The following is a 21,453-nucleotide window of genomic DNA, read 5'->3' on the forward strand; positions in this document are numbered from 1 at the left end:
ACGTTGGCCCTCCGCGAAATTTCGTGCAGGTTACATGATGGCTGGCTTCTCGCGAAGTGGATAGCTCATTCCAGCATGCGGACACCACCGACACGCAGTGGTGGTGTGTTCTCACCTGTGGGGTGCGGGAACAGGGGGCTGTTCCGCGGGGGACGGACCGGGGGGAGCCGGATGATCTCCGGGCTTCCGGCGGTCCGTCACTGAGTGGGCCTCATTGCCCAACGACGCTCATGCCTCATTCCCGTTGGTCACGGGTTCGAAACCGCCGAGTAACCGGCTACATATGTGGCGTCGTGCATAGTGTCTCATCGCCGCGGCGGATCGAGCCAGGGATATACGTCACAGCCCTTACGGGCCTTACATCCCGAAATGGTGCCCGAAAATGCCGGAAAGGCCCCTTGCGAGGGCCTCCCGGTCGTCTGCGCGGCTACGGAATCCGTTCCGATATCCGGAGCTACAACGCCGCTCCGAAGAGCATGCCGAGCCCGTACGTGACGGCGGCCGCGGCCCCGCCCAGGACGAGCTGGCGCAGCCCGCTGAAGAGCCAGCCGCGGGCGGTCACCCGGGCCACCAGCGCGCCGCAGGCGAAGAGCCCGAGGAGCGCGAGCAGCACGGCGGGCCACAGCGCGGTCGCCCCGAGCAGGTACGGCAGTACGGGGAGCAGCGCGCCGAGCGCGAACGAGCCGAAGGACGACACGGCGGCGACCATCGGCGACGGCAGGTCGTCCGGGTCGATGCCGAGCTCCTCGCGGGCGTGGATCTCCAGGGCCTGCTCGGGGTCCCGGGAGAGCTGCATCGCGACCTCGCGGGCGAGCGCGGGCTCGACGCCCCGGGACACGTACAGCGCGGCCAGCTCCTCCATCTCGTCGATGGGGTGCTTGCGCAACTGGCGTCGTTCGATGTCCAGTTCGGCCTGGACGAGCTCGCGCTGCGAGGCCACGGAGGTGTACTCGCCCGCCGCCATGGAGAAGGCGCCCGCGGCGAGGCCCGCGAGGCCGGTGATGACCACGGCCTGCGAGGAGGCCGCCCCACCGGCGACACCGGTCATCAGGGCGAGGTTGGAGACGAGTCCGTCCATCGCGCCGAACACCGCGGGACGCAGCCAACCGCCGTTCACGTCACGGTGCGTGTGGTTGTCGCGGTGGGCCTCGTGCAGTGGCGCCTGAGCTTCGATGATGGACATGGCTCTCCCCTCGTTCCGGCGGGCCGGGTCGCACCCGCCGCCCCCAACACCTCGAAAATACGCGCGATGTAAGGGGCGCGCTAGCAAGGCAGGCCGTACTTACTAAGGGCCGCCTCACCGGGGGACCGAGATTCTGGCGAGGTGTCAGCCGGGTGACAGAGACGTTTCTTCGGCGAGTTCCCGGCCTGCGGTGGCACAGATCCAGGCATCGGGGCGCCGATTCGCGCGCCACCGCCGAGGAAGGGGCCGCGAGAATGACGACCACGGCATGCGACACGCGTGAACGGGCGAGAGGGGCGCTCCTCGGTCTCGCCGTCGGCGACGCCCTCGGAGCGCCCGCGGAGAACATGCGCCCCTCGGAGATCCGCCGCCGATGGGGCCGTATCGAGGGCTTCGTGACAGACCGTCCGGCGGGCACCGACGACACCGAGTACGCGATCTTCTCGGCCCTGCTCCTCGCCCGGCACGGCTCGGCGCTCACCGTCCACCACGTCGAACGGGCCTGGCACCACTGGATCGCCGACCTCGACGAAGGGCCCTTCCGCGGCGCGGGCTTCTCGGAGCGCGGCACTCTGGAGAACCTCCGCCGGGGCCTCGCCGCGCCCATCTCCGCCCAGCACCGGCACGCCTGGAGCGACGGGCTCGCGATGCGGGCCGCGCCCTTCGGCGTCTTCGCCGCCGGACGCCCGGCGGAGGCGGCGCGACTCGTCGCGATCGACGGCAGCGTCAGCCACGAGGGCGAGGGCATCTACGGGGGCCAGGCCGTCGCGGCGGGCGTCGCGGCGGCGATGGCGGGCGCGGGCGTGACCTCGGTCATCGCGGCGGCCCTCTCCGTCGTCCCGATGGACTCCTGGACGGCCCGCTCCCTGCGCCGCGCGGTCGTCGCCGCGCAGCGTGTCCAGCCTGACCCGCTCACCCGCGAGCGGCAGGTCCGCTCGGCGGTCGTCATCGGCGGCTACCCCTGGACCGACCTGGCCCCGGAGGCGGTGGGCCTCGCCTTCGGCGCCTTCGCGGCGGCCCGCGGGGACTTCCGTACGGCGGTGCTGACCGCGGTCAACATGGGCCGCGACGCCGACACGACGGCAGCGGTCGCCGGCGCCCTGGCCGGAGCGATGTCGGGCGTCTCGGCGATCCCGGAGGAGTGGTCGACCGCCATCGCCCCCGTCACCGGCAGCTGCCTGCCCTCGATGCGCGGCTACCACGTCCTGGACGTCGCGGACCTTCTGACCCCGGAGGAGAACCTGTCATGAGCGCGGACATCACGACGGCCCCGACCACCGCCGCCGAGACCGGAACCACCGCCACGGGGGCCGCCGCCCCAGGCGCGGCCACCGCCGCCACCGCTGCGGGTGCTACGGGCGCCACCGCCACCACCGCCACGGGGGCCGCCGGGGCCACCGCCGCCGAGACCGGGACCACCGCCATGGGGGCCGCCGCCCCCGGCGCGGCCACCGCCGCCACCGCTGCGGGCGCCACCGCCACCACCGCTGTGGGCAATCGTCCCGCAGGGCGTGGGGGTCCCCCCTCTGGGGGAGGGTGGGCACAGCCCCCGATGCCGGGGACCAGCCCCCTGCTCGGTGACCCGCAGGACCCCGCCCCGCTGCCGGGCGCCGACACACTGGACCCCGCCCCGGTACGCGGCACCGGTTCATGGGGCGGCGGCGCCCACGAGGTCCCGCAGCCCGACGCCCCGCACAGGGCCGGTCGCGACAAGACCGAGGGCCTCCTCCTGGGGCTCGCCGCAGGCGACGCCGCCGGCTGGCCCGCCGCCCGCCACCGCGCCGCCCGCATGCCGGAGTGGACCCGCCGCCTCACCCGCGAACTCGACACCTTCGCGGAGCAGAACGCGACGACCACCCTCCCCGTCCCCATCGCCCTCAACCAGCCCCCCGAACCCCTCCGCCTCGGCCCCTCCGACGACGCCGAGTGGGCGGCCTTCACCGCCGAGGCGATCCTCACCGCCTCGGGTCCCGTCTTCGCCGGCCTTCCCCCGGAGCGCCGCCTCCGCGCCGCCGTCGACCTCGCCTGGAACGCCCTCGCCGGACAGGTCGCCGCCGCCGCCGACCGCGCCCCCGAGGTCGAGTCCGCCGTCCTCCCCCTCCGCGCCCGGATCTCCGTACGCGCCGGACTCGGCAATCTCGCCACCGGTCTGCGCCCGCCCGCCACGGGCCACGACAACCCGCACTACTTCGACGACGCCGCCTGCGTACGGGCCGCCGTCCTCGCCCTCGTCCACCCGGGCGCCCCCCGCGCCGCCGCCGAACTCGCCGAGTTCGACGCCCGGTACACCCAGGACGGGGACGGCGTCCACGGCGCCCGCGCGATGGCCGCGGCCGTCGCCGCGGCCCTCGGCGGGGCGACGGTCGACGAGGCCGTCGAGGCGGCGCTCGCCGAACTCCCACCCGTCACCGAGATCGGCCGCAACGCCCGGCACGCGGTGAAGCTGGCCCGGACCGCCGGTTCGGCCTTCGAGCTGGTCCCGCTCCTGGAGCACCAGATCGTGGACCACGTCTACAGCTACGGGATCGCCGCGGCCGAGACCGTCCCCGTCGCCCTCGCCCTCGCCACCGCCGCCCGGGGCGAGATGACGGCCGCGGTACCGGCCGCCGTCTGCCTCTCCCGGGTCGCGGACTCCGCCCCCGCGCTCGCGGGCGCGCTCACCGGCGCGCTGGGTGGCGGCCGTTCGGTGCCGGCGACCTGGCGGGAGGCCTGCCGGACGCTCGCGGGGTGCGCGCTGCCCCGGCTCGCGGGGACGGACCTGGTCGAACTCGCCGGGCTCCTGGGAGCCACGGAACCGGGCGCCTCAGGTGGACAATTCCGACATGACACCCACACTGGATGCGCCCCCTCTGGTGGTGCCCACCCTGGATGACCGGATCACCGGAAGCCTCCTCGGGGCCGCCGTCGGCGACGCGCTCGGCGGCCCCGTCGAGGGCTACACCCCCGAGCAGATCCTGGAACGGCACGGCGGCCGCGTCACCGGGATCGTCGGCCCCTGGAACCGCGGCGACTGGCGCACCGCCCGCCCCATCGCGCCGTACCACAAGGGCGACGGGCACGTCACCGACGACACCTTGATGACCCACGCCCTGATCCGGGTGTACGAGAAGGTCCGCGGCCACCTCGACGCGTACGCGGTCGCGGACGTCCTCGTCCCCGAACTCATGAGCTCCCCCGTCTGGATCCCGGAGCTGGAGGCCGAGGCCCTCCCCCTCCAGCGGATCTTCCTCGCCGAGAAGTGGATCGTGGCCCGGCTCCACTACGGCCACGTGGACCCGCGCGAGGCCGGCAGCGGCAACATCGTCAACTGCGGCGCCGCGATGTACATGGCCCCGGTCGGGCTCGTCAACGCCGCCCACCCGGCGGCCGCCTACGCCGAGGCCCTCGACGTCGCGGGCGCGCACCAGTCCTCGTACGGCCGGGAGGCGGCGGGCGTGTTCGCGGCGGCGGTCGCGGCGGCCTGCGCGCCGGGCGCCACTCCCTCCTCGGTCGTCGGGACGGCCCTCTCCCTCGCGAAGGACGGCACCCGGTCGGCGATCGAGGCGGTCGCCGAAGTGGCCGTCCGCCACACGGACTTCGAGTCCGCGCTCGCCCCCCTCCGCAAGGCCGTGGCCCCCTTCGACTCGGTCGGCCCCGACTACCGCTCCCCCTCGCTCGGTGCCCGCCGCCCCTCCCGGCTCCACGCGATCGAGGAGCTGCCGGTCGCCCTGGGCATGCTGCTCGTCGGCGAGGGCGACTTCCGCCGTACGGTTCTCGGCGCCGTCAACTACGGGCGCGACTGCGACTCGATCGCCACGATGGCGGGCGCGATCGTGGGCGCCCTGCACGGCGAGTCCGCCGTTCCCGCCGACTGGGCGAAACGGGTCGCGGAGGCAAGCCGGCTCGACCTGCACGCCCCGGCGACCGCGCTGGCCCGGGTGACCCGCGAGGTCTTCGCCCGGGACGTGGAGCTGCGCCGGGCGCACGAGGCGGCTTTCGCGACGCTGACGAGCGCCGACCGGTGAACCTCCGGCTGACCTGGGTGCAGCCTGAGGACCTGGTGGGCCACGAGCTCCGCCAGGCGGCGGAGGACGGCCGCGACACCCACGCGATCGCCATCCGCTGGTACGCGGCGGGCGGCCCGCCGGCCCCGAAGACGGCCGGCGCCTCTACCGCGCCCCGCCCGGACCTCCGCCCCCTGGCGGAGGAACTCCTGGACGCCTTGGCGTCCCTCCCCGCACCCCTGGCGGGGGACGAACCGACTCCCCTCCCCGAGATCCAGGCCCTGACGACACCCCACCCCCCGCGCGAAGCGCCGGGCCCCCGGGGGCTCGGGGGCGGAGCCCCCGGTCTCGTCAGAGTTTCGGGAAGGGGCGGGGCGGGGGAAACCCACGCCCTGCGCGACCGTCTGCACGCCGCCTGGCTCGGGCGGGCCGTCGGGTGTCTGCTCGGCAAGCCCGTCGAGAAGCTCCCCCTCCCCGCCATCCGGGCCCTCGCCCGCGCCACCGGCAACTGGCCCCTCTCCACCTGGTTCACCGCCCGCGGCGTCCCCCCGGAACTGCTCGCCGCCCACCCCTGGAACCGCCGCTCCGCCTCCACCTCCCTCGCCGAGAACATCGACGGGATGCCCGAGGACGACGACCTCAACTACCCCCTCCTCAACCTCCTGCTGCTCCAGCGGTACGGCCGCGACTTCACCACCGCCGACGTCGCCCGCCTCTGGCTCGACGAACTCCCCGCCGGCCGCACCTTCACGGCCGAGCGCGTCGCCTACCGCAACCTCCTCGACGGCGTCGAACCCCCGCTCACCGCCGTCCACCGCAACCCCTTCCGCGAGTGGATCGGCGCCCAGATCCGGGCGGACGTCCACGGCTGGACCCACCCCGGCGCCCCGGTCACCGCCGCCGCCCAGGCCCACCGCGACGCGGCCCTCACCCACACCGCCAACGGGATCTACGGCGCCATGTTCGTCGCCGCCACCCTCGCCACCGCCGCGACCGGCACCGCCGACGTCCACCGGTCGCTCGCCGCCGGACTCGGGGTGGTCCCGCCCCGCTCCCGTCTCGCCCGGGCCGTACGCCTGGGTATCGCCGCCGCCCGCGAGGACCGCGACTTCGACGCCGTCGTCGACCGGCTGCACGCCGCGCTCGGCGGGTACCACTGGGTCCATGCCGTCCCCAACGCCGCCCTGCTCGCCGCCGCCCTCACCCACGGCGACGGCGACTTCTCGCGCTCCGTCTGCGCGGCGGTCTCGGGCGGCTGGGACACCGACTCCAACGGCGCCACCGCCGGTTCGGTCGCCGGGCTGCTCACCGGCCACCCCGACCGGCTGCCCGACTGCTGGACCACCCCCCTCAAGAACCGTCTCGCGACCTCGATCCCGTCCTTCGACGGCATCGGCTTCGACACCCTGGCCGACCTGACACTCCTGGAGGCAGTACGCCCATGACCGGCATCGTCGTACTCGGCAGCACGAACATGGACCTCGTCGCCTACGTATCGAGGGCTCCGGCCCGCGGGGAGACGGTCACCGGCCGCGCGTTCCGGACGATCCCCGGCGGGAAGGGCGCGAACCAGGCCGTCGCCGCCGCCCGCTCCGGCGCCGAGGTGGCGATGATCGGCGCGGTCGGCGCGGACGACTTCGGCGCACGCCTCCGGGCCAACCTGGAGCACTGCGCCGTCGACACCGATCTCCTGCGCACCGCCGAAGGCCCCTCCGGAACCGCCCACATCGTCGTCGACGACGAGGGCGGCAACGCGATCGTCGTCGTCCCCGGCGCCAACGCCACCGTCGTCTCCCTCAGCCACGGCGACGAGGCCCTCATCGGCACCGCCGACATCCTCCTCCTCCAGCTCGAACTCCCCCTCTCCGTCGTCACCGAGGGCGCCGCGACCGCCCGCCGCCTCGGCGTCCGCACCGTCCTCACCCCCGCCCCCGCCCGGCCGCTCCCTCCCGAACTCCTCGCCTCCACCGACCTGCTCGTCCCCAACGAGCACGAGGCCGCCACGCTCACCGGACTCACCGACCCGCGCGCCGCCGCCGAGGCCCTGCTCCGGGACGTCCCCGAGGTCGTCATCACCCTGGGCGCGGCCGGCTGCCTGTACGTGTCCCGGGGCGCCGAACCGGTGACCGTGCCCGCCCCCCGCGTCACGGCCGTGGACACCACCGCCGCCGGCGACACGTTCGTCGGCGCCCTCGCGGTGGCCCTCGGCGAGGGCCGCCCCGTCCCCGAGGCGCTCGCCTGGGCGCAGACCGCCGCCGCGCTCTCCGTCCAGCGCGAGGGCGCGACGACCTCGATGCCGTACCGGACCGAGATCGAGGCGGCCTTCGGCTCCCTCGACGACCTGGAGGCCGACCCCGCATGACGACCACCCCGCACGCCACCGCCCCCGCCGCTCCCCCCGCGCCTCCCCTCCACGGACTGCGCGTCCTGGACCTCGCGACCCTCTTCGCCGGCCCGCTCGCCGCCACGATGCTCGGCGACTTCGGTGCCGACGTCGTCAAGGTCGAGCACCCCCGCAAGCCCGACCCGTCCCGTGGCCACGGCCCCGCCAAGGACGGCATCGGCCTGTGGTGGAAGGTCCTCGGCCGGAACAAGCGGGCGATCACCCTCGATCTCTCCGCACCGGGCGGCCGTGACACCCTCCTCGGGCTCGCCGCCGAAGCCGACGTGATCGTGGAGAACTTCCGCCCCGGCACCCTGGAACGCTGGGGCCTGGGCTGGGAGGAGCTCTCCACCGTCAACCCGCGCCTGGTCCTCGCCCGGGTCACCGGCTTCGGCCAGTTCGGCCCGTACGCCCACCGCCCCGGCTTCGGCACCCTCGCCGAGGCGATGAGCGGCTTCGCCGCCATCACCGGCGAACCCGACGGCCCGCCCACCCTGCCCCCCTTCGGCCTTGCCGACTCGATCGCCGCCCTCGCCACCGCGTACGCGGTGATGACCGCGCTCACCGCGAGGACCACGACCGGCCGCGGCCAGGTCGTCGACATGGCGATCATCGAACCGATGCTCTCCGTCATCGGACCCCACTCCCTCTGGTACGACCAGCTCGGTTACGTCCAGCCCCGCACCGGCAACCGCTCCCGCAACAACGCCCCGCGCAACACCTACCGGACCGCCGACGGCTCCTGGGTCGCCGTCTCCACCTCCGCCCAGTCGATCGCCGAGCGCGTCCTGCGTCTCGTCGGCCGCCCCGAGCTCGTCGACGAGCCGTGGTTCGCCGACGGCACGGGCCGGGCCGAGCACACGGAGGTCCTGGACGAGGCGGTCGGCGGCTGGATCGCCCGCCACACCCGCGACGAGGCCATGGCCGCCTTCGAGAAGGCCGAGGCCGCCATCGCCCCGGTCTACGACGTCCGGGACGTCCTCGACGATCCGCAGTTCCAGGCGCTCGGCACCGTCACCGAGGTCCAGGACCCGGAACTCGGCCCGATCAAGATGCAGAACGTGCTCTTCCGGCTCTCCGAGACCCCCGGGGCGATCCGCTGGCCCGGCCGCCCGCACGGCGCCGACACCACCGACGTCCTCACCGAGCTCGGCCTCAGCCCCGCCGAGATCGACGCCCTCCGCGCCCAGGGAGCGGTATGAACGATATGCAGCGCCTGCGCACACCCCTCACCTGGCTGTACGCCCCCGGCGACCGCCCCGAGGTCGTGTCCAAGGCCCTGTCCTCCGGCGCCGACGTCGTCATCGTCGACCTGGAGGACGCCGTCGCCCCGCACCGCAAGGCGTACGCCCTCGCCGCCACCGTCGATCTGCTCGCCGACGCCCACCCCGTCCCGGTGCACGTCCGCGTCCACACCCCGCACGACATCCCCACCCTGGCCCCCCTCCCCGGCCTCTGCGGTCTCCGTGTACCCAAGGTGACACACGCCACTGACATCCACCGGATCGTCGCACTCGCCCCCGGTCTCGCCCTCTACCCGCTCCTGGAGAACGCCCTCGCCGTGGAGCACGCGTTCGCCATCGCCACCGCCCACCCCGCCGTGCGCGGCATCGCGCTCGGCGAGGCCGACCTCCGCGCCGACCTGGGCGTACGGGACGACAGCGGCCTCGACTGGCCGCGCAGCCGCGTGGTGGTCGCCGCCCGCGCGGCCGCCCTGCCGCCCCCCGCCCAGTCGGTCCACCCCGACATCGGCGACCTCGACGCGCTGGCCGCCGGCTGCGCCCGGGGCCGGGCGATGGGCTTCCTCGGCCGGGCCGCCATCCACCCCCGCCAGCTCCCGGTCATCGAGCGGTCCTACCTCCCCACCCCGGAGGAGGTCGACGCGGCGCGGGAGGTCGTCGCGGCCGCCGGGACCGGCGACCGGGGCGCCCTGGCCCTCCCCGACGGCCGCTTCGTCGACGCGGCCGTGGTGGAGGGCGCCCACCGGGTCCTCGCCCTGGCCGCGCGGACGGCCTGACCCCCGGCACGCGAAAGGGCCGCCGGAACCTCGCGGTCCCGGCGGCCCTTCGACGACGGAGGATCAGCCCTTGGCGGCCGACCCGGCGCCGTTGTCGGCACCGTGATCCACGTCCGTATCCGTATCCGTGTCGGCGTCCGCATCCGCGTCCGCGGCGGCGTCCTCGGGCTCACCGTCGACGACGACGTCGTCAGCCTCGTCGGCCTTCTCGGCCACCTCGGCCTTGTCGGCCTTCTCGGCCTGGGGCTCGACGATCTCCTCGCGGCCCGGCCGGATCCGCGCCGAGATCACGATGTAGGTCACCGCGAGCACGAAGACGATGATCGCCGTCCACACGTTCAGCCGCAGGCCGAGGATGTGGTGCGCCTCGTCGACACGCATGTACTCGATCCAGGCGCGGCCCGCGCAGTACGCGGCGACGTAGAGCGCGAAGGCGCGCCCGTGGCCGAGCTTGAAGCGGCGGTCGGCCCAGACGACCAGGACGGCGACGCCGACGCACCAGAGCGACTCGTACAGGAAGGTCGGGTGGTAGTACCCGGCCTCTCGGTTCGCGCTCTCGGTGATCTTCAGGGCCCAGGGCAGATCGGTCTCCCGGCCGTAGAGCTCCTGGTTGAACCAGTTGCCCCAGCGGCCGATGGCCTGGGCGAGGGCGATACCGGGCGCGATGGCGTCCGCGTACGCCGGGAGCGGGATGCCCCGTCGACGACAGCCGATCCAGGCACCCACCGCGCCGAGCGCGATGGCGCCCCAGATACCGAGGCCGCCCTCCCAGATCTTGAAGGCGTCGACCCAGTTCTCACCCTCGCTGAAGTACAGCTGGTAGTCGGTGATCACGTGGTAGAGGCGTCCGCCGACGAGGCCGAAGGGCACCGCCCAGACGGCGATGTCGGCCACGGTGCCGGCAGTGCCGCCCCGGGCGATCCAGCGCTTGTTGCCGTACCAGACGGCGACGAAGACACCGATGATGATGCAGAAGGCATAGCCGCGCAGCGGGATCGGTCCGAGGTTGATCACGCCGGTCGACGGGCTGGGAATATAGGCAAGGTCCATGGCAGGACCGACGCTACCTTGCCGGGCGGGCGTGACGGCAGCCCACCCGGCAACGTATGGGTAACTAACCCGCCGAGGGAGCCGAGGGAGAGGCCGTCCCGGCCTTCTTGCCCTTGTTGGCCTCGGCGACCCACTTCTTCAGGTTCTCCGGGGAGATCTGCTCGTCCCCCTTCGTCGGGAAGATCGATTCGCCGTTGAGGAGGACGGACGGCGTGCCGCGGAAGCCGCCGCTCTGGAAGGCCTCGTTCGACTTCCCCACCCAGCTGTCGTGCGTGCCGTCCTCGACGCAGCTGCGGAAGGCGGGCGTGTCGAGGCCCGGCACCTTCGCCGCCAGTTCGAGGAGCTTGGCGTTGTTCCCGAAGGCGTCGTCCGTCTCCGGCGGCTGGTTGATGTAGAGCGTGTCGTGGTACGCGGTGAACTTCCCCGCGTCCTGGGCGCACGCGGCCGCGTTCGCCGCGCGCAGCGAGCCGCTGCCGCCCATGTTCCCGTCGATGAGGGTGGCGAGGTGGTACTCGGTCTTGAGCGCGCCGGACGCCTCCAGCTCGTGGATGGCGTCCCGCATGACGTTCTCGAACTGGGCGCACGCCGGGCAGCGGAAGTCCTCCCAGATCGCCAGCGTCGACGGGGCGTCCGACGTGCCCGTGGGGATGGCGGGCTTGTCGCCCTCGATGGATCCCGTCGGCGCGACCACCGGGCCCGCCTTGTCCGATCCGCCGTCGTCTCCGCTGTTCGCCGCGATCACCCCGACGACCGCGGCCAGGCCGAGGACGCCGACCACCGCCGCCGACACGATCAGGACGCGCCGCTGCTTCTCGCGGGCCTTGTCGCGCTCGCGCTGCTGCTGGAGGCGCTCCCGCGCGCTCCGGTTACCGTCACCACGGTTCTTCTCGCTCACGCCCACAGCAACGAACCGGGGAGGCACGTGCGTGCCTCCCCGGTTCCATATCCACCCGAATGGGCTACGAGACGCGGCGCACGCCCGCCGCGAGTTCGGCCGCCAGTTCCCTTACGGCGGCGAGCCCCGCGGCCTCGTCGCCGTCGGCGTCGAGGATCCGCTGGACGAAGGCGGAGCCGACGATGACGCCGTCGGCGAAGCCGGCGACCTCCTTGGCCTGGGTGGCGTTGGAGACGCCGAGGCCGACGCACACCGGGAGTTCGGAGGTGGCGCGGGTGCGGCGGACGAGGTCGGCGGCCTGCTCGCCGACGGACGCGCGGGTGCCCGTGACGCCCATGAGCGAGGCCGCGTAGACGAAGCCGGAGCCGGCCGCCGTGATGGTGGCGAGGCGTGCGTCCTTGCTGCTGGGCGCGACGACGAAGACGGTGGCGAGACCGTGCTTGTCGGCGTGCTCGCGCCAGAGCGCGGACTCCTGGACCGGCAGGTCGGGCAGGATGCAGCCCGCGCCGCCGGCCGCGGCGAGCTCCTCGGTGAAGCGCTCGACGCCGTACCGGTCGATCGGGTTCCAGTACGTCATCACGAGGACCGGCTTGCCGGTGGCCTCGTGGGCCTCCTTGACCGTCCGCATGACGTCGGCGATCTTGACGCCGCCCCTCAGGGCGATGTCGTCGGCGGTCTGGATGACCGGGCCGTCGAGGACCGGGTCGCTGTGCGGGAGACCGACCTCGACCACGTCCGCGCCGCCGTCGAAGGCGGCCTTGATGGCCGCGATGCCGCCGTCGACGGTCGGGAAGCCGGCCGGCAGGTAGGCGATGAGCGCGGCCCTGTCCTCGGCCTTGGCCTTGGCGAGGGTGTCGCCGAGCAGCTGGATGTTTCCGTTCGTCACTTGGAGCCCTCCCCGTCGTACAGGCCGAAGTAGCGGGCGGCCGTGTCCATGTCCTTGTCGCCGCGCCCCGAGAGGTTGACGAGGAGCAGGGCGTCCTTGCCGAGCTCCTTGCCGACCTCGATGGCGCCGGCGAGGGCGTGCGCCGACTCGATGGCCGGGATGATGCCCTCCGTACGGGAGAGCAGACGCAGGGCCTGCATGGCGGCGTCGTCGGTGACGGCGCGGTACTCGCCGCGCCCGCTGTCCTTGAGGTACGCGTGCTCGGGGCCGATGCCCGGGTAGTCGAGGCCTGCCGAGATCGAGTACGGCTCGGTGATCTGGCCCTCCTCGTCCTGGAGGACGTACGAGCGCGAACCGTGCAGGATGCCGGGCTCGCCGGCGGTCAGGGTGGCCGCGTGCTCGCCGGTCTCGACGCCGTGGCCGGCCGGCTCGCAGCCGATCAGGCGCACGTCCGCGTCCGGGACGAAGGCGTGGAAGAGGCCGATGGCGTTGGAGCCGCCGCCGACGCAGGCGATCGCCGCGTCGGGCAGGCGGCCCGCGCGCTCCAGGATCTGGCGGCGGGCCTCGACGCCGATGACCCGGTGGAAGTCGCGGACCATGGCGGGGAAGGGGTGCGGGCCGGCAACGGTACCGAACAGGTAGTGCGTCCTGTCCACGTTGGCGACCCAGTCGCGGAAGGCCTCGTTGATGGCGTCCTTGAGGGTGCGGCTGCCGGACTTCACGGCGACGACCTCGGCGCCGAGCATCCGCATCCGGGCCACGTTGAGGGCCTGGCGCTGGGTGTCGATCTCGCCCATGTAGATGGTGCAGTCGAGACCGAAGAGGGCGCAGGCGGTGGCGGTGGCCACGCCGTGCTGGCCGGCGCCGGTCTCGGCGATGACCCGCGTCTTGCCCATGCGCTTGGTCAGGAGGGCCTGGCCGAGCACGTTGTTGATCTTGTGCGAGCCGGTGTGGTTGAGATCCTCGCGCTTGAGGAAGATCCGGGCACCGCCGGCGTGCTCGGCGAACCGGGGCACCTCGGTGAGGGCGCTCGGGCGGCCGGTGTAGTTGACCATCAGGTCGTTGAGCTCGCGGGCGAACTCGGGGTCGGACTTGGCCTTGTCGTACTCGACGGCGACCTCGTCCACGGCGGCGACGAGGGCCTCCGGGATGAACTTGCCGCCATAGGCGCCGAAGTACCCCTCGGCGGTGGGAACCTGACCCTCCGGGTCCGGAATGAAGAACTCGCTGGACATGCGGATGCTCCTCGCGGGGCGGAATGCCCCGGATCGCGTGCGGTAGATGGTCACGGTATGCGCGCGACGCACTCACGTACGGCAACGCCGGGCCGCCGCCCGGCGCCCCGCCCGTTGTGGGCATACGTTCCGCAGGGGCGGAACGGGTGGGCACAACGGACGGCGCCCTTCGCCGGGCCCAGGCTTGCCGCGCCTGAACCCCCGCCCCTTGAAACGCCGCACTGCTGGTGCGGGTGCAGGCACAAGGGGCGGAGGCGCCCAAGAAGGCGCCGTCCCGTGTGCCCACCCGTCCCGCCCTGCGGGACGATTGCCCACACGGGGGTGGGCAGGGGGCGCGGGCGCGGCTCGGGGCCGGCTAAGCGTCGTACGTGAAGGTGCGCGCCGGGCGCGGGCGCCATCGCATGCCGTTGACCTGGCCGGGCTCCGAGCCGATCACGTAGCGGACCCGGCGGCCGTGGACACGGCGGGCGGGCGCGCGGCAGCCACGCGGTCGGCAGCCCCTGGCCAGTGGGGCGTGCTTGGAGACGGGCGCTGCGGCGGTACGGAGCCGACCGCGGCGCCCCACCGCGACGTCCGCGGACACGACCGGGCCGCCCGGGGCGAGCCCCTGGGCGGTCGGCGTGGCGCGGCGCACGGTCATCGAGGGATCAGCCCCGGCCGTGGCGGAGGGCCGGGTGGGCGCCGGCGGCGACCAGGTCGGCGACGGCGGCCTTGGGGTCGCGGCCGGTGACGAGGGACTCGCCGACCAGGACCGCGTCGGCGCCGGCGTTGGCGTAGGCGATCAGGTCGTGCGGGCCGCGGACGCCGGACTCGGCGATCTTGACGATGTGCGCGGGGATCTCGGGGGCGACGCGCTCGAACGTGGTGCGGTCGACCTTGAGGGTCTTGAGGTCACGGGCGTTGACGCCGATGATCCGGGCACCCGCGTCGACGGCGCGCTCGACCTCCTCCTCGTCGTGGACCTCGACCAGCGGGGTCAGCCCGATGGACTCGGCACGCTCGATGAGGGAGACCAGCGCCTCCTGCTCCAGGGCGGAGACGATGAGGAGCGCGAGATCCGCTCCGTACGCCCGGGCCTCCCAGAGCTGGTACGCGGTGACGATGAAGTCCTTGCGCAGGACGGGGATGTCGACCCGGGCGCGCACGGCCTCCAGGTCGGCGAGGGAGCCGCCGAAACGGCGCTCCTCGGTCAGGACCGAGATGACGGCCGCGCCGCCCGCCTCGTAGTCGGCGGCGAGTCCGGCGGGGTCGGCGATCGCGGCGAGCGCGCCCTTGGACGGGCTGGAGCGCTTGACCTCGCAGATCACCTTGACGCCGTCGCCGCGCAGTGCGGCGACGCCGTCCTTGGCCTGCGGCGCCTTGGCGGCGCGCTCCTTGAGCTCGTCGAGGGTGACCCGCGCCTGCCGCTCTGCGAGGTCGGCGCGTACGCCTTCGATGATCTCGTCGAGCACACTCACGCGAGGGGCCCCCTTCCGGGACGGTGATGGTGATGAGGAACCAGGTTCAGCCACATCGATCCTATCCGCAGGACGGCTCCGGACTCACATCGGCCGGAGTGGCGTCCCACCTGCTGGGACTGGCGTTCGGGTTTGCCAGGAAGCGTGCGGCCCTCAGGGGGCCAGCACGGAGCCGAAGGGAAGGTTCCGGACCAGGGTGAAAAGGGCGAGGGCGATGCCGATCCCCCACCACCAGGCCGAGGAGACCGCGAGGCGCATGGGCTCCCCGCGGATGGCACGAATCAGCCACAGGACCATGAAGACGGCGAAGAGTCCGTAGCCGAGGACGGCGAAGGCGTTGGCGCCCAGAGCGGCCGGGAGGTCGCCGTGGGCGAAGGCGTGGGCGCTGCGGAGTCCGCCGCACCCGGGACAGTAGAGGCCGGTGAAGCGGAGCAGGGGGCAGACGGGGTAGTGCCCGGGTTCGTTGGGGTCGACCGCCCCGACGTAGGCGAAGGCGGCGGCGACCCCGGCGAGGGTCACGGCCGGCGCGAGCAGCCGCCGGGCGAGCGGTCGCGGCGGTACGGGGCGTACGCCGGCGGACATGTCAGGTGCGGCAGGTCCGGCGGATGCGGCAGGGGCGACGGGTACGGCCGGGGCGACGGCTCCCGCCGGCACGGGCGTGTCCGCGTGCGCGGGTTCACCCGGTCGGGCGAGGGAATCGTCGGTCTCGGCTTCGGCCGTCGGCTGCGGGTCCACCCGGTGATTCTCGCCCGTGACGCGCGAGAGCGCAGCCCGGCACGGCCGGACTGCGCTCTCGAGTGCGTCGTGTCGCGTCAGGAACGGGCCTGCGCGGTCGCGGTCGCGGTCTCGCGGGCGGCGATGACGGCCGCCGACTCCTTCGGCATGCCGAGGCCGGCCGCCTTCATCGCGCCGCCGACGATGCCGCCGAGGACGATGACACCCATGCCGGCCCAGAATCCGGCCTGGTTGGCGGCCACCATGAAGACCCCGGCGATGCAGAAGCCGATGAAGGAGATGATGACACCGGTCCAGGCGGCCGGGGTGTGTCCGTGGGCGCTGCCCGCCATGAGTTGCTCCTCGTTGCTGTTGCTCGATGGTGAGGTCTCGCGTGCGCGGACACTCGGTGCCCATTGTCCCGCACGCGGGCGCGCGAGGATGAATCGGGGGTGCCCGGACGATCACGCGTCGCGGTGGGCCCTCCGGTCGGTCCCCCGGGTCACTCGCCGCGCGTGGGGTCCTCGCCGCGGTCCAGGGCCTTCCAGAGGTCCTCGGGGCGGTCCGGGTCGGTCACCGGGGCCTTTCGCGCGGCGCGCGGGGTTCCGGACCGCTCGTAGCGGCCGCCCATCGCCGGCCAGTTCTTGCCGAAGCGCAGGGCGAAGAGGCCGGCCAGCAGGATGAGGACGGCGCCGGCGGCGGTGACGTAGGGCCAGGCGGTGTGGGTCAGACCGGCCACGGCGGCGGCGGTGTCGCCACTGATCCGGGCGGCCTCCGCGTTCAGGGCGGAGCTGTCGGAGGCGCCGAGGAACGCGGCGAGCGCGGCGCCCGCGCCGCTCAGCGCGAGGAGCGCGGCGACCAGGGTGCGGCCGGTGCGACGGACCGCGAAGACCGCGAAGAGCGCGGCGAGACCGACGATCGCGAGGGCGGTCGGCACACCGGTGACGGCGCCGCCGTCGGCCACGACGGGGACGGTGCCGCCGCCGACGGACGCGGTGCCCTCCGCCCAGATCTGGCCGGCCGAGAGCAGGACGACGGTGGCGCCGAGGGCGCCGAGGAGGAGGGCCGCGGCCAGGCTGCGGCGGCCGCCGGTGGGGACGGCCACGCGGGCGGCCCGGGGCTGGGGTACGGGTACGGCACTCACGTACCCCACTATCCCCTACGGACTCAGGACCTGTTCATCCGGTTGGCGGTGTGGACGGCTCGGAGGACGGCCGCGGCCTTGTTGCGGCACTCGTTGTCCTCGGCGACCGGGTCGGAGTCGGCGACGACACCCGCTCCGGCCTGCACGTACGCGGTGCCGTCGCGGAGGAGGGCGGTGCGGATGGCGATGGCCGTGTCGGCGTCTCCGGCGAAATCGAGATAACCGACACATCCGCCGTACAGGCCGCGCCGGGAGGGTTCGAGCTCCTCGATGATCTGCATCGCGCGGGGCTTGGGAGCGCCGGAGAGGGTGCCGGCCGGGAAGCAGGCGGTGAGGACGTCGAAGGCGGTCCGGCCCTCGGCGACCCTGCCGGTCACGGTGGAGACGATGTGCATGACGTGCGAGTAGCGCTCGACGGACATGAAGTCGACGACCTCGACCGAGCCGGGCGCGCAGACCCGGCCGAGGTCGTTGCGGCCGAGGTCGACGAGCATGAGGTGCTCGGCGCGCTCCTTGGGGTCGGCGAGCAGCTCCTCGGCGAGGTCGTGGTCCTCCTGCGGGGTGGCGCCGCGGTGCCGGGTGCCGGCGATGGGGTGGAGCAGCGCGTGCCCGTCCTCGACCTTGACGAGGGCCTCGGGGCTGGAGCCGACGACGTCGAAGCCGTTCTCGAAGCGGAAGAGGTACATGTACGGGGACGGGTTGGTGGCCCGCAGGACCCGGTAGACGTCGAGCGCGGAGGTCGTGCAGGGGGTCTCGAAGCGCTGGGAGGGCACCACCTGGAAGGCCTCGCCGGCCCGGATGCGCTCCTTCACGTCCTCGACGGCGTCCTGGTAGGCCCGGCCGCCCCAGAGGGCGGAGAACTCGGGGAGCTCGGAGGCGGGGAGGGCGGCGGGAACGGTGGCGACCGGGCGGGCCAGGTCGGCCTCCATGGCGTCGAGGCGGGCGACGGCGTGCGCGTACGCCTCGTCGACGCCGGTCTCCAGGTCGTTGTGGTTGATCGCGTTGGCGATCAGCAGGACCGTGCCGTCCCAGTGGTCGAGGACCGCGAGGTCGCTGGTGAGGAGCATGGTCAGCTCGGGGAGCTGCAGGTCGTCGCGGGTGGAGTCCCCGATCTTCTCCAGGCGGCGGACGATGTCGTAACCGAGGTAACCGACCATGCCGCCGGTGAACGGGGGCATCCCGGGCTCGGGGCTCCGCGGGGTGTGGAGGGTCTCGACCGTGGCGCGCAGGGCCTGGAGCGGGTCGCCGTCCGTGGGGACGCCGACGGGCGGGGTGCCGAGCCAGTGCGCCTCGCCGTCCCGGACCGTCAGGGTGGCGTCGCTGCGGACGCCGATGAAGGAGTAGCGGGACCAGCTGCGGCCGTTCTCCGCGGATTCGAGGAGGTAGGTGCCGGGCCGTTCGGCGGCGAGCTTGCGGTAGAGCCCGACCGGGGTGTCGCCGTCCGCGAGGAGCCTGCGGCTGACGGGGATGACGCGGCGGTCGGCCGCCAGCTTGCGGAACGTCTCGAGATCCATGGCGCCAGACCTTACTGGGAGAGCGGGAGCACGTCGGCGTCGAAGCAGGTGCGGTCGCCGGTGTGGCAGGCGGCTCCGACCTGGTCGACCTTGACGAGGACGGTGTCGGCGTCGCAGTCGAGGGCGACGGACTTGACGTGCTGGACGTGCCCGGAGGTGTCGCCCTTGACCCAGTACTCGCGGCGGCTGCGGGACCAGTAGGTGCAGCGGCCGGTGGTGAGGGTGCGGTGGAGGGCCTCGTCGTCCATCCAGCCGAGCATCAGCACCTCGCCGGTGTCGTACTGCTGGGCGATGGCGGGCACGAGCCCGTCGGGGCTGCGCTTGAGGCGGGCGGCGATGGCCGGGTCGAGATTGCTGCTCATGGCGCCTATTGTGCCGCGCGCGGGGACGGCGTCCGGCAGTGCGTCCACTGGGCGGACCGGTGGCCCCGGTCGTACGCTGGCGGGCATGTCGACGCATGCGAAACGTGAACGGCTTCTGCTGGCCGATCTGTTGGAGGCGGCGGGCCCGGACGCCCCGACGCTCTGCGAGGGGTGGCGGACCCGGGACCTCGCCGCCCATGTGGTGGTCCGCGAGCGGCGCCCGGACGCGGCGGCGGGTTCCCTCGTACCGGCGTTGAAGGAGCGGCAGGACCGGGTGCAGGCGGAGTTCGCCGACAAGCCGTACGAGGAGCTGATCCAGCTCATCCGTACGGGGCCGCCGAAGTTCTCCCCGTTCACCATCAAGCAGGTGGACGAGGGCGCGAACGTCGTCGAGTTCTACGTCCACGCGGAGGACGTGCGGCGCGCCCAGCCCGACTGGTCGGCGCGCGAACTCGACCCGGTCTTCGCGGACGCCCTCTGGTCCCGCCTGGAGCGCATGGCCCGCCTCCTCGGCCGGAAGGCCCCGGTGGGTCTGGTGCTGCGCCGCCCGAACGGCCAGACGGCGGTGGCCCACCGCGGCACCCCGGTCGTGACGGCCTCCGGGGAACCGGGCGAGCTCGTGATGTACCTGTACGGGCGCCAGGCGGCCGCGAAGGTGGCTCTGGACGGCGAGCCCGAGGCGATCGAGCGGCTGCGGGAGACGAAGCAGCTGGGGATCTGACCCGGGCTACTTCGGCAGCTCGGCACGGCGGAGGGGCTTCACCGAGAGGCCGTACAGACCTCCGAGGGCGCAGACGGCGGCGCTGGCGGTGAAGACCGGTGCGGGGCCCCACAGCCCGACGGCCGCGCCCGTGAGCGGGAAGCTCAGCGGGGCGACGCCGAGGCTGAAGAAGGTGGACACCGAGGTGACCCTGCCCAGGTAGGCGGGGTCACACGCGGTCTGGGTGAGCGCTCCGCACAGGGCGCCGCTGAGTCCGGCGAGCAGGCCGACCGAGACGGACACGACGACGGCCACCGGCAGCGCCGGCACGTACGCGAGGGCGGCGATCGAGGCCGCGCCGAGGGCGATGGTCCAGGAGAGGACGAACCCGGCGCGCGGGACGCGGCCCCGTACGGTCAGGAGCAGGGACGCGGCCCCCGCTCCCGTACCGAAGCCGGCGAGGATCCAGCCGATGCCGGCGGCGCCCCAGCCGCGCAGGTCGGAGAGGAGCGCGAGGCCGACGTTGAGCGGACCGACGAAGCCGAGGTCGCTCAGGGCGACGACGATCATCAGCGGGCCGAGGACGCGGTGGCGGCGGATGTAGCGGAGCCCGTCGGTGAGGTCGCGGAAGGCCGTGGTCTTCTCCCGTGCCGCCTCGTCGGTCGGCAGCGGCGAGAGGCGGAGCGTCAGGAGCAGCGGCAGCGAGAACGCGAAGAGCAGTCCGGCGGCGCCGAACGCGGCGGCCGATCCGCCGAGGGCGACGGCGAGCCCGCCGAGCGGGGCGCCGACCAGGACCGAGACGCGGTAGGCGAGGCCCCGCATCCCCTGGACCCTGCCGAGCTGCCCCGCGGCGGCGATCCGTGGCGGCAGGGCGCCGACGGCGGGCATGAACACGGCGTCCACGGCGCCGAAGACGAGCGCGACGGCGGCCAGGACCCAGAGGCCGGGGGTGGCGAGCGCCAGCGTCGCGGCGACACCGAGGACGACGACGCAGCGGACGGCGTCGGAGGATATGACGACCCGCCAGGGGCCGAAGCGGTCGGCGACCACTCCCCCGCCGAGCATGAGCAGGGCGCGCATCACGGCGCTGAGGGCGAGGACGGTCCCGGCCTGCGCGGGGGTGCCGCTCTGTACGGCGGCCCAGGAGAGGGCCAGGTGGTAGACCATGTCGCCGGTGGCGGACGCGGTGTACGCGCCGAGCCAGCGCAGGACGTCGGGGTCGCGGTAGGCGGGGCGCTCGACGGGGACGAGCACGGTGGCCGTCATGAGTGGTAGGGGAACGCGTGGAGGTGGACGGCGACGTTCTCCCGGCCCTCGGTGTCGCCGGCCTCTTCGGCGGCGCGGGCCTTCCGGTCGTACTTCTCCAGGACGGCTTCGAGCTCCGCGCCGAGGTCGGTGAGCTCGGCGGCGGTGAGGCGGGGCAGCCACTCGGAGCTGATGGAGGCGGAGCGCCAGGCGTCGGACCAGGTCAGGCGCTCGTCGAGGAAGCGCCGGTGGAGTTCGGTGCGCTGCTCGTTGACGGTGCGGCCGAAGGCGGCGCTCGCGGCGAGCAGCTCGGGGGCGCCCTTGAGGTCCTCCTCCTGGACGCTGATGCCGTACGAGGCGGGCTTCCACCAGCGCTCGCGGCCGTCCGTCGACTGGCTCTCGGCCTCCTCGATGAGGCCGTGGTCGGCGAGCTTGCGCAGGTGGTAGCTGACGAGCGAGACGGCCTCGTCGACCTGGTCGGCGAGCTGGGACGCGGTGGCGGTGCGGGCCACGAACAGGGCGCGGTAGAGGCGCATGCGCAGCGGGTGCGAGACGGCCTTGAGCGTGCCGAGGTCGGTGATCCGACGGTTCTCCTGCGAGGTCATGACACCGACACTAGATACGAAAGAAAACTTGCACAACAGAAATTGCACAAATAATCCTGTGCTTCCGGGGAAGAAGAAGG

General features: G+C 73.7%; 22 protein-coding genes. 8 read left to right on the forward strand and 14 right to left on the reverse strand.

Annotated elements, in window-relative coordinates:
* Positions 1-454 precede the first annotated feature (454 nt).
* Entirely contained in the window at positions 455-1,183 is a 729-nt protein-coding gene (locus tag OG580_RS08760; RefSeq protein WP_267043070.1) for a VIT1/CCC1 transporter family protein, read from the reverse strand.
* A 254-nt stretch (positions 1,184-1,437) separates the two neighbouring features.
* Here OG580_RS08760 and OG580_RS08765 point away from each other — a divergent pair, with 254 nt between their 5' ends.
* The 7 genes from OG580_RS08765 to OG580_RS08795 all read left to right on the forward strand — a co-directional run bounded on the left by OG580_RS08765 (position 1,438) and on the right by OG580_RS08795 (position 9,566).
* A complete protein-coding gene (locus OG580_RS08765; RefSeq protein ID WP_267043071.1) occupies positions 1,438-2,433 on the forward strand; it encodes an ADP-ribosylglycohydrolase family protein in 996 nt (331 codons plus the stop codon).
* Positions 2,434-2,606: 173 nt separating this feature from the next.
* The gene (locus OG580_RS08770; RefSeq protein WP_267047940.1) at positions 2,607-4,055 is read left to right on the forward strand and encodes an ADP-ribosylglycohydrolase family protein; all 1,449 of its coding nucleotides are present in this window, start codon (positions 2,607-2,609) and stop codon (positions 4,053-4,055) included.
* Complete coding sequence (locus OG580_RS08775) at positions 4,006-5,187, forward strand: ADP-ribosylglycohydrolase family protein (RefSeq protein ID WP_267043072.1); 1,182 nt, start codon at positions 4,006-4,008, stop codon at positions 5,185-5,187. The genes OG580_RS08770 and OG580_RS08775 overlap by 50 nt, the downstream gene beginning before the upstream one ends.
* Positions 5,184-6,611 carry an ADP-ribosylglycohydrolase family protein gene (locus OG580_RS08780; protein WP_267043073.1) on the forward strand — a complete coding sequence of 476 codons (1,428 nt, stop codon included), beginning with the start codon at positions 5,184-5,186 and terminating at the stop codon, positions 6,609-6,611. Before OG580_RS08775 ends, OG580_RS08780 begins: the two co-directional genes overlap by 4 nt.
* Positions 6,608-7,528 (forward strand): ribokinase, encoded by a 921-nt coding sequence (rbsK, locus tag OG580_RS08785; protein ID WP_267043074.1) that lies wholly within the window; start codon positions 6,608-6,610, stop codon positions 7,526-7,528. The genes OG580_RS08780 and rbsK overlap by 4 nt, the downstream gene beginning before the upstream one ends.
* Positions 7,525-8,751: a CaiB/BaiF CoA-transferase family protein gene (locus OG580_RS08790; protein ID WP_267043075.1), complete on the forward strand. Its 1,227-nt coding sequence runs from the start codon at positions 7,525-7,527 to the stop codon at positions 8,749-8,751. The genes rbsK and OG580_RS08790 overlap by 4 nt, the downstream gene beginning before the upstream one ends.
* On the forward strand, positions 8,748-9,566 hold the full coding sequence (locus OG580_RS08795; RefSeq protein ID WP_267043076.1) for a CoA ester lyase: 819 nt from the start codon (positions 8,748-8,750) through the stop codon (positions 9,564-9,566). Before OG580_RS08790 ends, OG580_RS08795 begins: the two co-directional genes overlap by 4 nt.
* Positions 9,567-9,629: 63 nt before the next feature.
* On the opposite strand, the gene lgt is transcribed toward OG580_RS08795, so the two are convergent.
* The 11 genes from lgt to hisI form a co-directional block, all read right to left on the reverse strand.
* Complete coding sequence (lgt, locus tag OG580_RS08800; RefSeq protein ID WP_267043077.1) at positions 9,630-10,616, reverse strand: prolipoprotein diacylglyceryl transferase; 987 nt, start codon at positions 10,614-10,616, stop codon at positions 9,630-9,632.
* A 64-nt stretch (positions 10,617-10,680) separates the two neighbouring features.
* Positions 10,681-11,511 (reverse strand): thioredoxin domain-containing protein, encoded by an 831-nt coding sequence (locus OG580_RS08805; protein WP_267043078.1) that lies wholly within the window; start codon positions 11,509-11,511, stop codon positions 10,681-10,683.
* A gap of 64 nt (positions 11,512-11,575) precedes the next feature.
* Positions 11,576-12,397: a tryptophan synthase subunit alpha gene (trpA, locus tag OG580_RS08810; protein WP_267043079.1), complete on the reverse strand. Its 822-nt coding sequence runs from the start codon at positions 12,395-12,397 to the stop codon at positions 11,576-11,578.
* Positions 12,394-13,632 carry a tryptophan synthase subunit beta gene (trpB, locus tag OG580_RS08815; RefSeq protein ID WP_267043080.1) on the reverse strand — a complete coding sequence of 413 codons (1,239 nt, stop codon included), beginning with the start codon at positions 13,630-13,632 and terminating at the stop codon, positions 12,394-12,396. Before trpB ends, trpA begins: the two co-directional genes overlap by 4 nt.
* A 355-nt stretch (positions 13,633-13,987) precedes the next feature.
* Positions 13,988-14,197 carry a tryptophan biosynthesis modulator TrpM gene (gene trpM / locus OG580_RS08820; RefSeq protein ID WP_267047941.1) on the reverse strand — a complete coding sequence of 70 codons (210 nt, stop codon included), beginning with the start codon at positions 14,195-14,197 and terminating at the stop codon, positions 13,988-13,990.
* 82 nt (positions 14,198-14,279) lie between these two features.
* Positions 14,280-15,089: an indole-3-glycerol phosphate synthase TrpC gene (gene trpC / locus OG580_RS08825; RefSeq protein WP_267043081.1), complete on the reverse strand. Its 810-nt coding sequence runs from the start codon at positions 15,087-15,089 to the stop codon at positions 14,280-14,282.
* A gap of 153 nt (positions 15,090-15,242) precedes the next feature.
* Positions 15,243-15,671 carry a DUF2752 domain-containing protein gene (locus OG580_RS08830; protein ID WP_267047942.1) on the reverse strand — a complete coding sequence of 143 codons (429 nt, stop codon included), beginning with the start codon at positions 15,669-15,671 and terminating at the stop codon, positions 15,243-15,245.
* Positions 15,672-15,901: 230 nt separating this feature from the next.
* The gene (locus tag OG580_RS08835; RefSeq protein ID WP_267043082.1) at positions 15,902-16,156 is read right to left on the reverse strand and encodes an HGxxPAAW family protein; all 255 of its coding nucleotides are present in this window, start codon (positions 16,154-16,156) and stop codon (positions 15,902-15,904) included.
* Between the two features lie 149 nt (positions 16,157-16,305).
* The gene (locus tag OG580_RS08840) at positions 16,306-16,956 is read right to left on the reverse strand and encodes a TIGR02234 family membrane protein (RefSeq protein ID WP_267043083.1); all 651 of its coding nucleotides are present in this window, start codon (positions 16,954-16,956) and stop codon (positions 16,306-16,308) included.
* 14 nt (positions 16,957-16,970) lie between these two features.
* Entirely contained in the window at positions 16,971-18,461 is a 1,491-nt protein-coding gene (locus OG580_RS08845; RefSeq protein WP_267043084.1) for an anthranilate synthase component I, read from the reverse strand.
* Between the two features lie 11 nt (positions 18,462-18,472).
* Positions 18,473-18,823, reverse strand: a complete 351-nt coding sequence (gene hisI / locus OG580_RS08850) for a phosphoribosyl-AMP cyclohydrolase (RefSeq protein WP_267043085.1) — start codon at positions 18,821-18,823, stop codon at positions 18,473-18,475.
* 85 nt (positions 18,824-18,908) lie between these two features.
* Here hisI and OG580_RS08855 point away from each other — a divergent pair, with 85 nt between their 5' ends.
* Positions 18,909-19,544, forward strand: coding sequence for a TIGR03085 family metal-binding protein (locus OG580_RS08855; protein ID WP_267043086.1), 636 nt, complete (start codon positions 18,909-18,911; stop codon positions 19,542-19,544).
* Positions 19,545-19,550: 6 nt separating this feature from the next.
* Here the strand turns inward: OG580_RS08855 and OG580_RS08860 are convergent, their stop codons facing one another.
* Both OG580_RS08860 and OG580_RS08865 read right to left on the reverse strand, forming a co-directional pair.
* A complete protein-coding gene (locus tag OG580_RS08860) occupies positions 19,551-20,789 on the reverse strand; it encodes an MFS transporter (RefSeq protein ID WP_267043087.1) in 1,239 nt (412 codons plus the stop codon).
* Positions 20,786-21,373 (reverse strand): helix-turn-helix domain-containing protein, encoded by a 588-nt coding sequence (locus OG580_RS08865; RefSeq protein WP_267043088.1) that lies wholly within the window; start codon positions 21,371-21,373, stop codon positions 20,786-20,788. The genes OG580_RS08860 and OG580_RS08865 overlap by 4 nt, the downstream gene beginning before the upstream one ends.
* Between the last annotated feature and the right edge of the window lie 80 nt (positions 21,374-21,453).

The sequence above is a fragment of the Streptomyces sp. NBC_00094 genome, assembly GCF_026343125.1.
Lineage (GTDB): Bacteria > Actinomycetota > Actinomycetes > Streptomycetales > Streptomycetaceae > Streptomyces.

Excerpts from the sequence above, each read along its gene's own strand:
- OG580_RS08860 (WP_267043087.1), bottom strand. The coding sequence starts at position 20,789 with ATGACGGCCACCGTGCTCGTCCCCGTCGAGCGCCCCGCCTACCGCGAC.
- OG580_RS08865 (WP_267043088.1), bottom strand. The coding sequence starts at position 21,373 with ATGACCTCGCAGGAGAACCGTCGGATCACCGACCTCGGCACGCTCAAG.
- OG580_RS08775 (WP_267043072.1), top strand. The coding sequence starts at position 4,006 with ATGACACCCACACTGGATGCGCCCCCTCTGGTGGTGCCCACCCTGGAT.
- OG580_RS08830 (WP_267047942.1), bottom strand. The coding sequence starts at position 15,671 with ATGTCCGCCGGCGTACGCCCCGTACCGCCGCGACCGCTCGCCCGGCGG.
- hisI (WP_267043085.1), bottom strand. The coding sequence starts at position 18,823 with ATGAGCAGCAATCTCGACCCGGCCATCGCCGCCCGCCTCAAGCGCAGC.
- lgt (WP_267043077.1), bottom strand. The coding sequence starts at position 10,616 with ATGGACCTTGCCTATATTCCCAGCCCGTCGACCGGCGTGATCAACCTC.
- OG580_RS08845 (WP_267043084.1), bottom strand. The coding sequence starts at position 18,461 with ATGGATCTCGAGACGTTCCGCAAGCTGGCGGCCGACCGCCGCGTCATC.
- OG580_RS08760 (WP_267043070.1), bottom strand. The coding sequence starts at position 1,183 with ATGTCCATCATCGAAGCTCAGGCGCCACTGCACGAGGCCCACCGCGAC.
- trpB (WP_267043080.1), bottom strand. The coding sequence starts at position 13,632 with ATGTCCAGCGAGTTCTTCATTCCGGACCCGGAGGGTCAGGTTCCCACC.
- OG580_RS08790 (WP_267043075.1), top strand. The coding sequence starts at position 7,525 with ATGACGACCACCCCGCACGCCACCGCCCCCGCCGCTCCCCCCGCGCCT.
- rbsK (WP_267043074.1), top strand. The coding sequence starts at position 6,608 with ATGACCGGCATCGTCGTACTCGGCAGCACGAACATGGACCTCGTCGCC.
- OG580_RS08765 (WP_267043071.1), top strand. The coding sequence starts at position 1,438 with ATGACGACCACGGCATGCGACACGCGTGAACGGGCGAGAGGGGCGCTC.
- OG580_RS08855 (WP_267043086.1), top strand. The coding sequence starts at position 18,909 with ATGTCGACGCATGCGAAACGTGAACGGCTTCTGCTGGCCGATCTGTTG.
- OG580_RS08835 (WP_267043082.1), bottom strand. The coding sequence starts at position 16,156 with ATGGCGGGCAGCGCCCACGGACACACCCCGGCCGCCTGGACCGGTGTC.
- OG580_RS08795 (WP_267043076.1), top strand. The coding sequence starts at position 8,748 with ATGAACGATATGCAGCGCCTGCGCACACCCCTCACCTGGCTGTACGCC.
- OG580_RS08770 (WP_267047940.1), top strand. The coding sequence starts at position 2,607 with ATGGGGGCCGCCGCCCCCGGCGCGGCCACCGCCGCCACCGCTGCGGGC.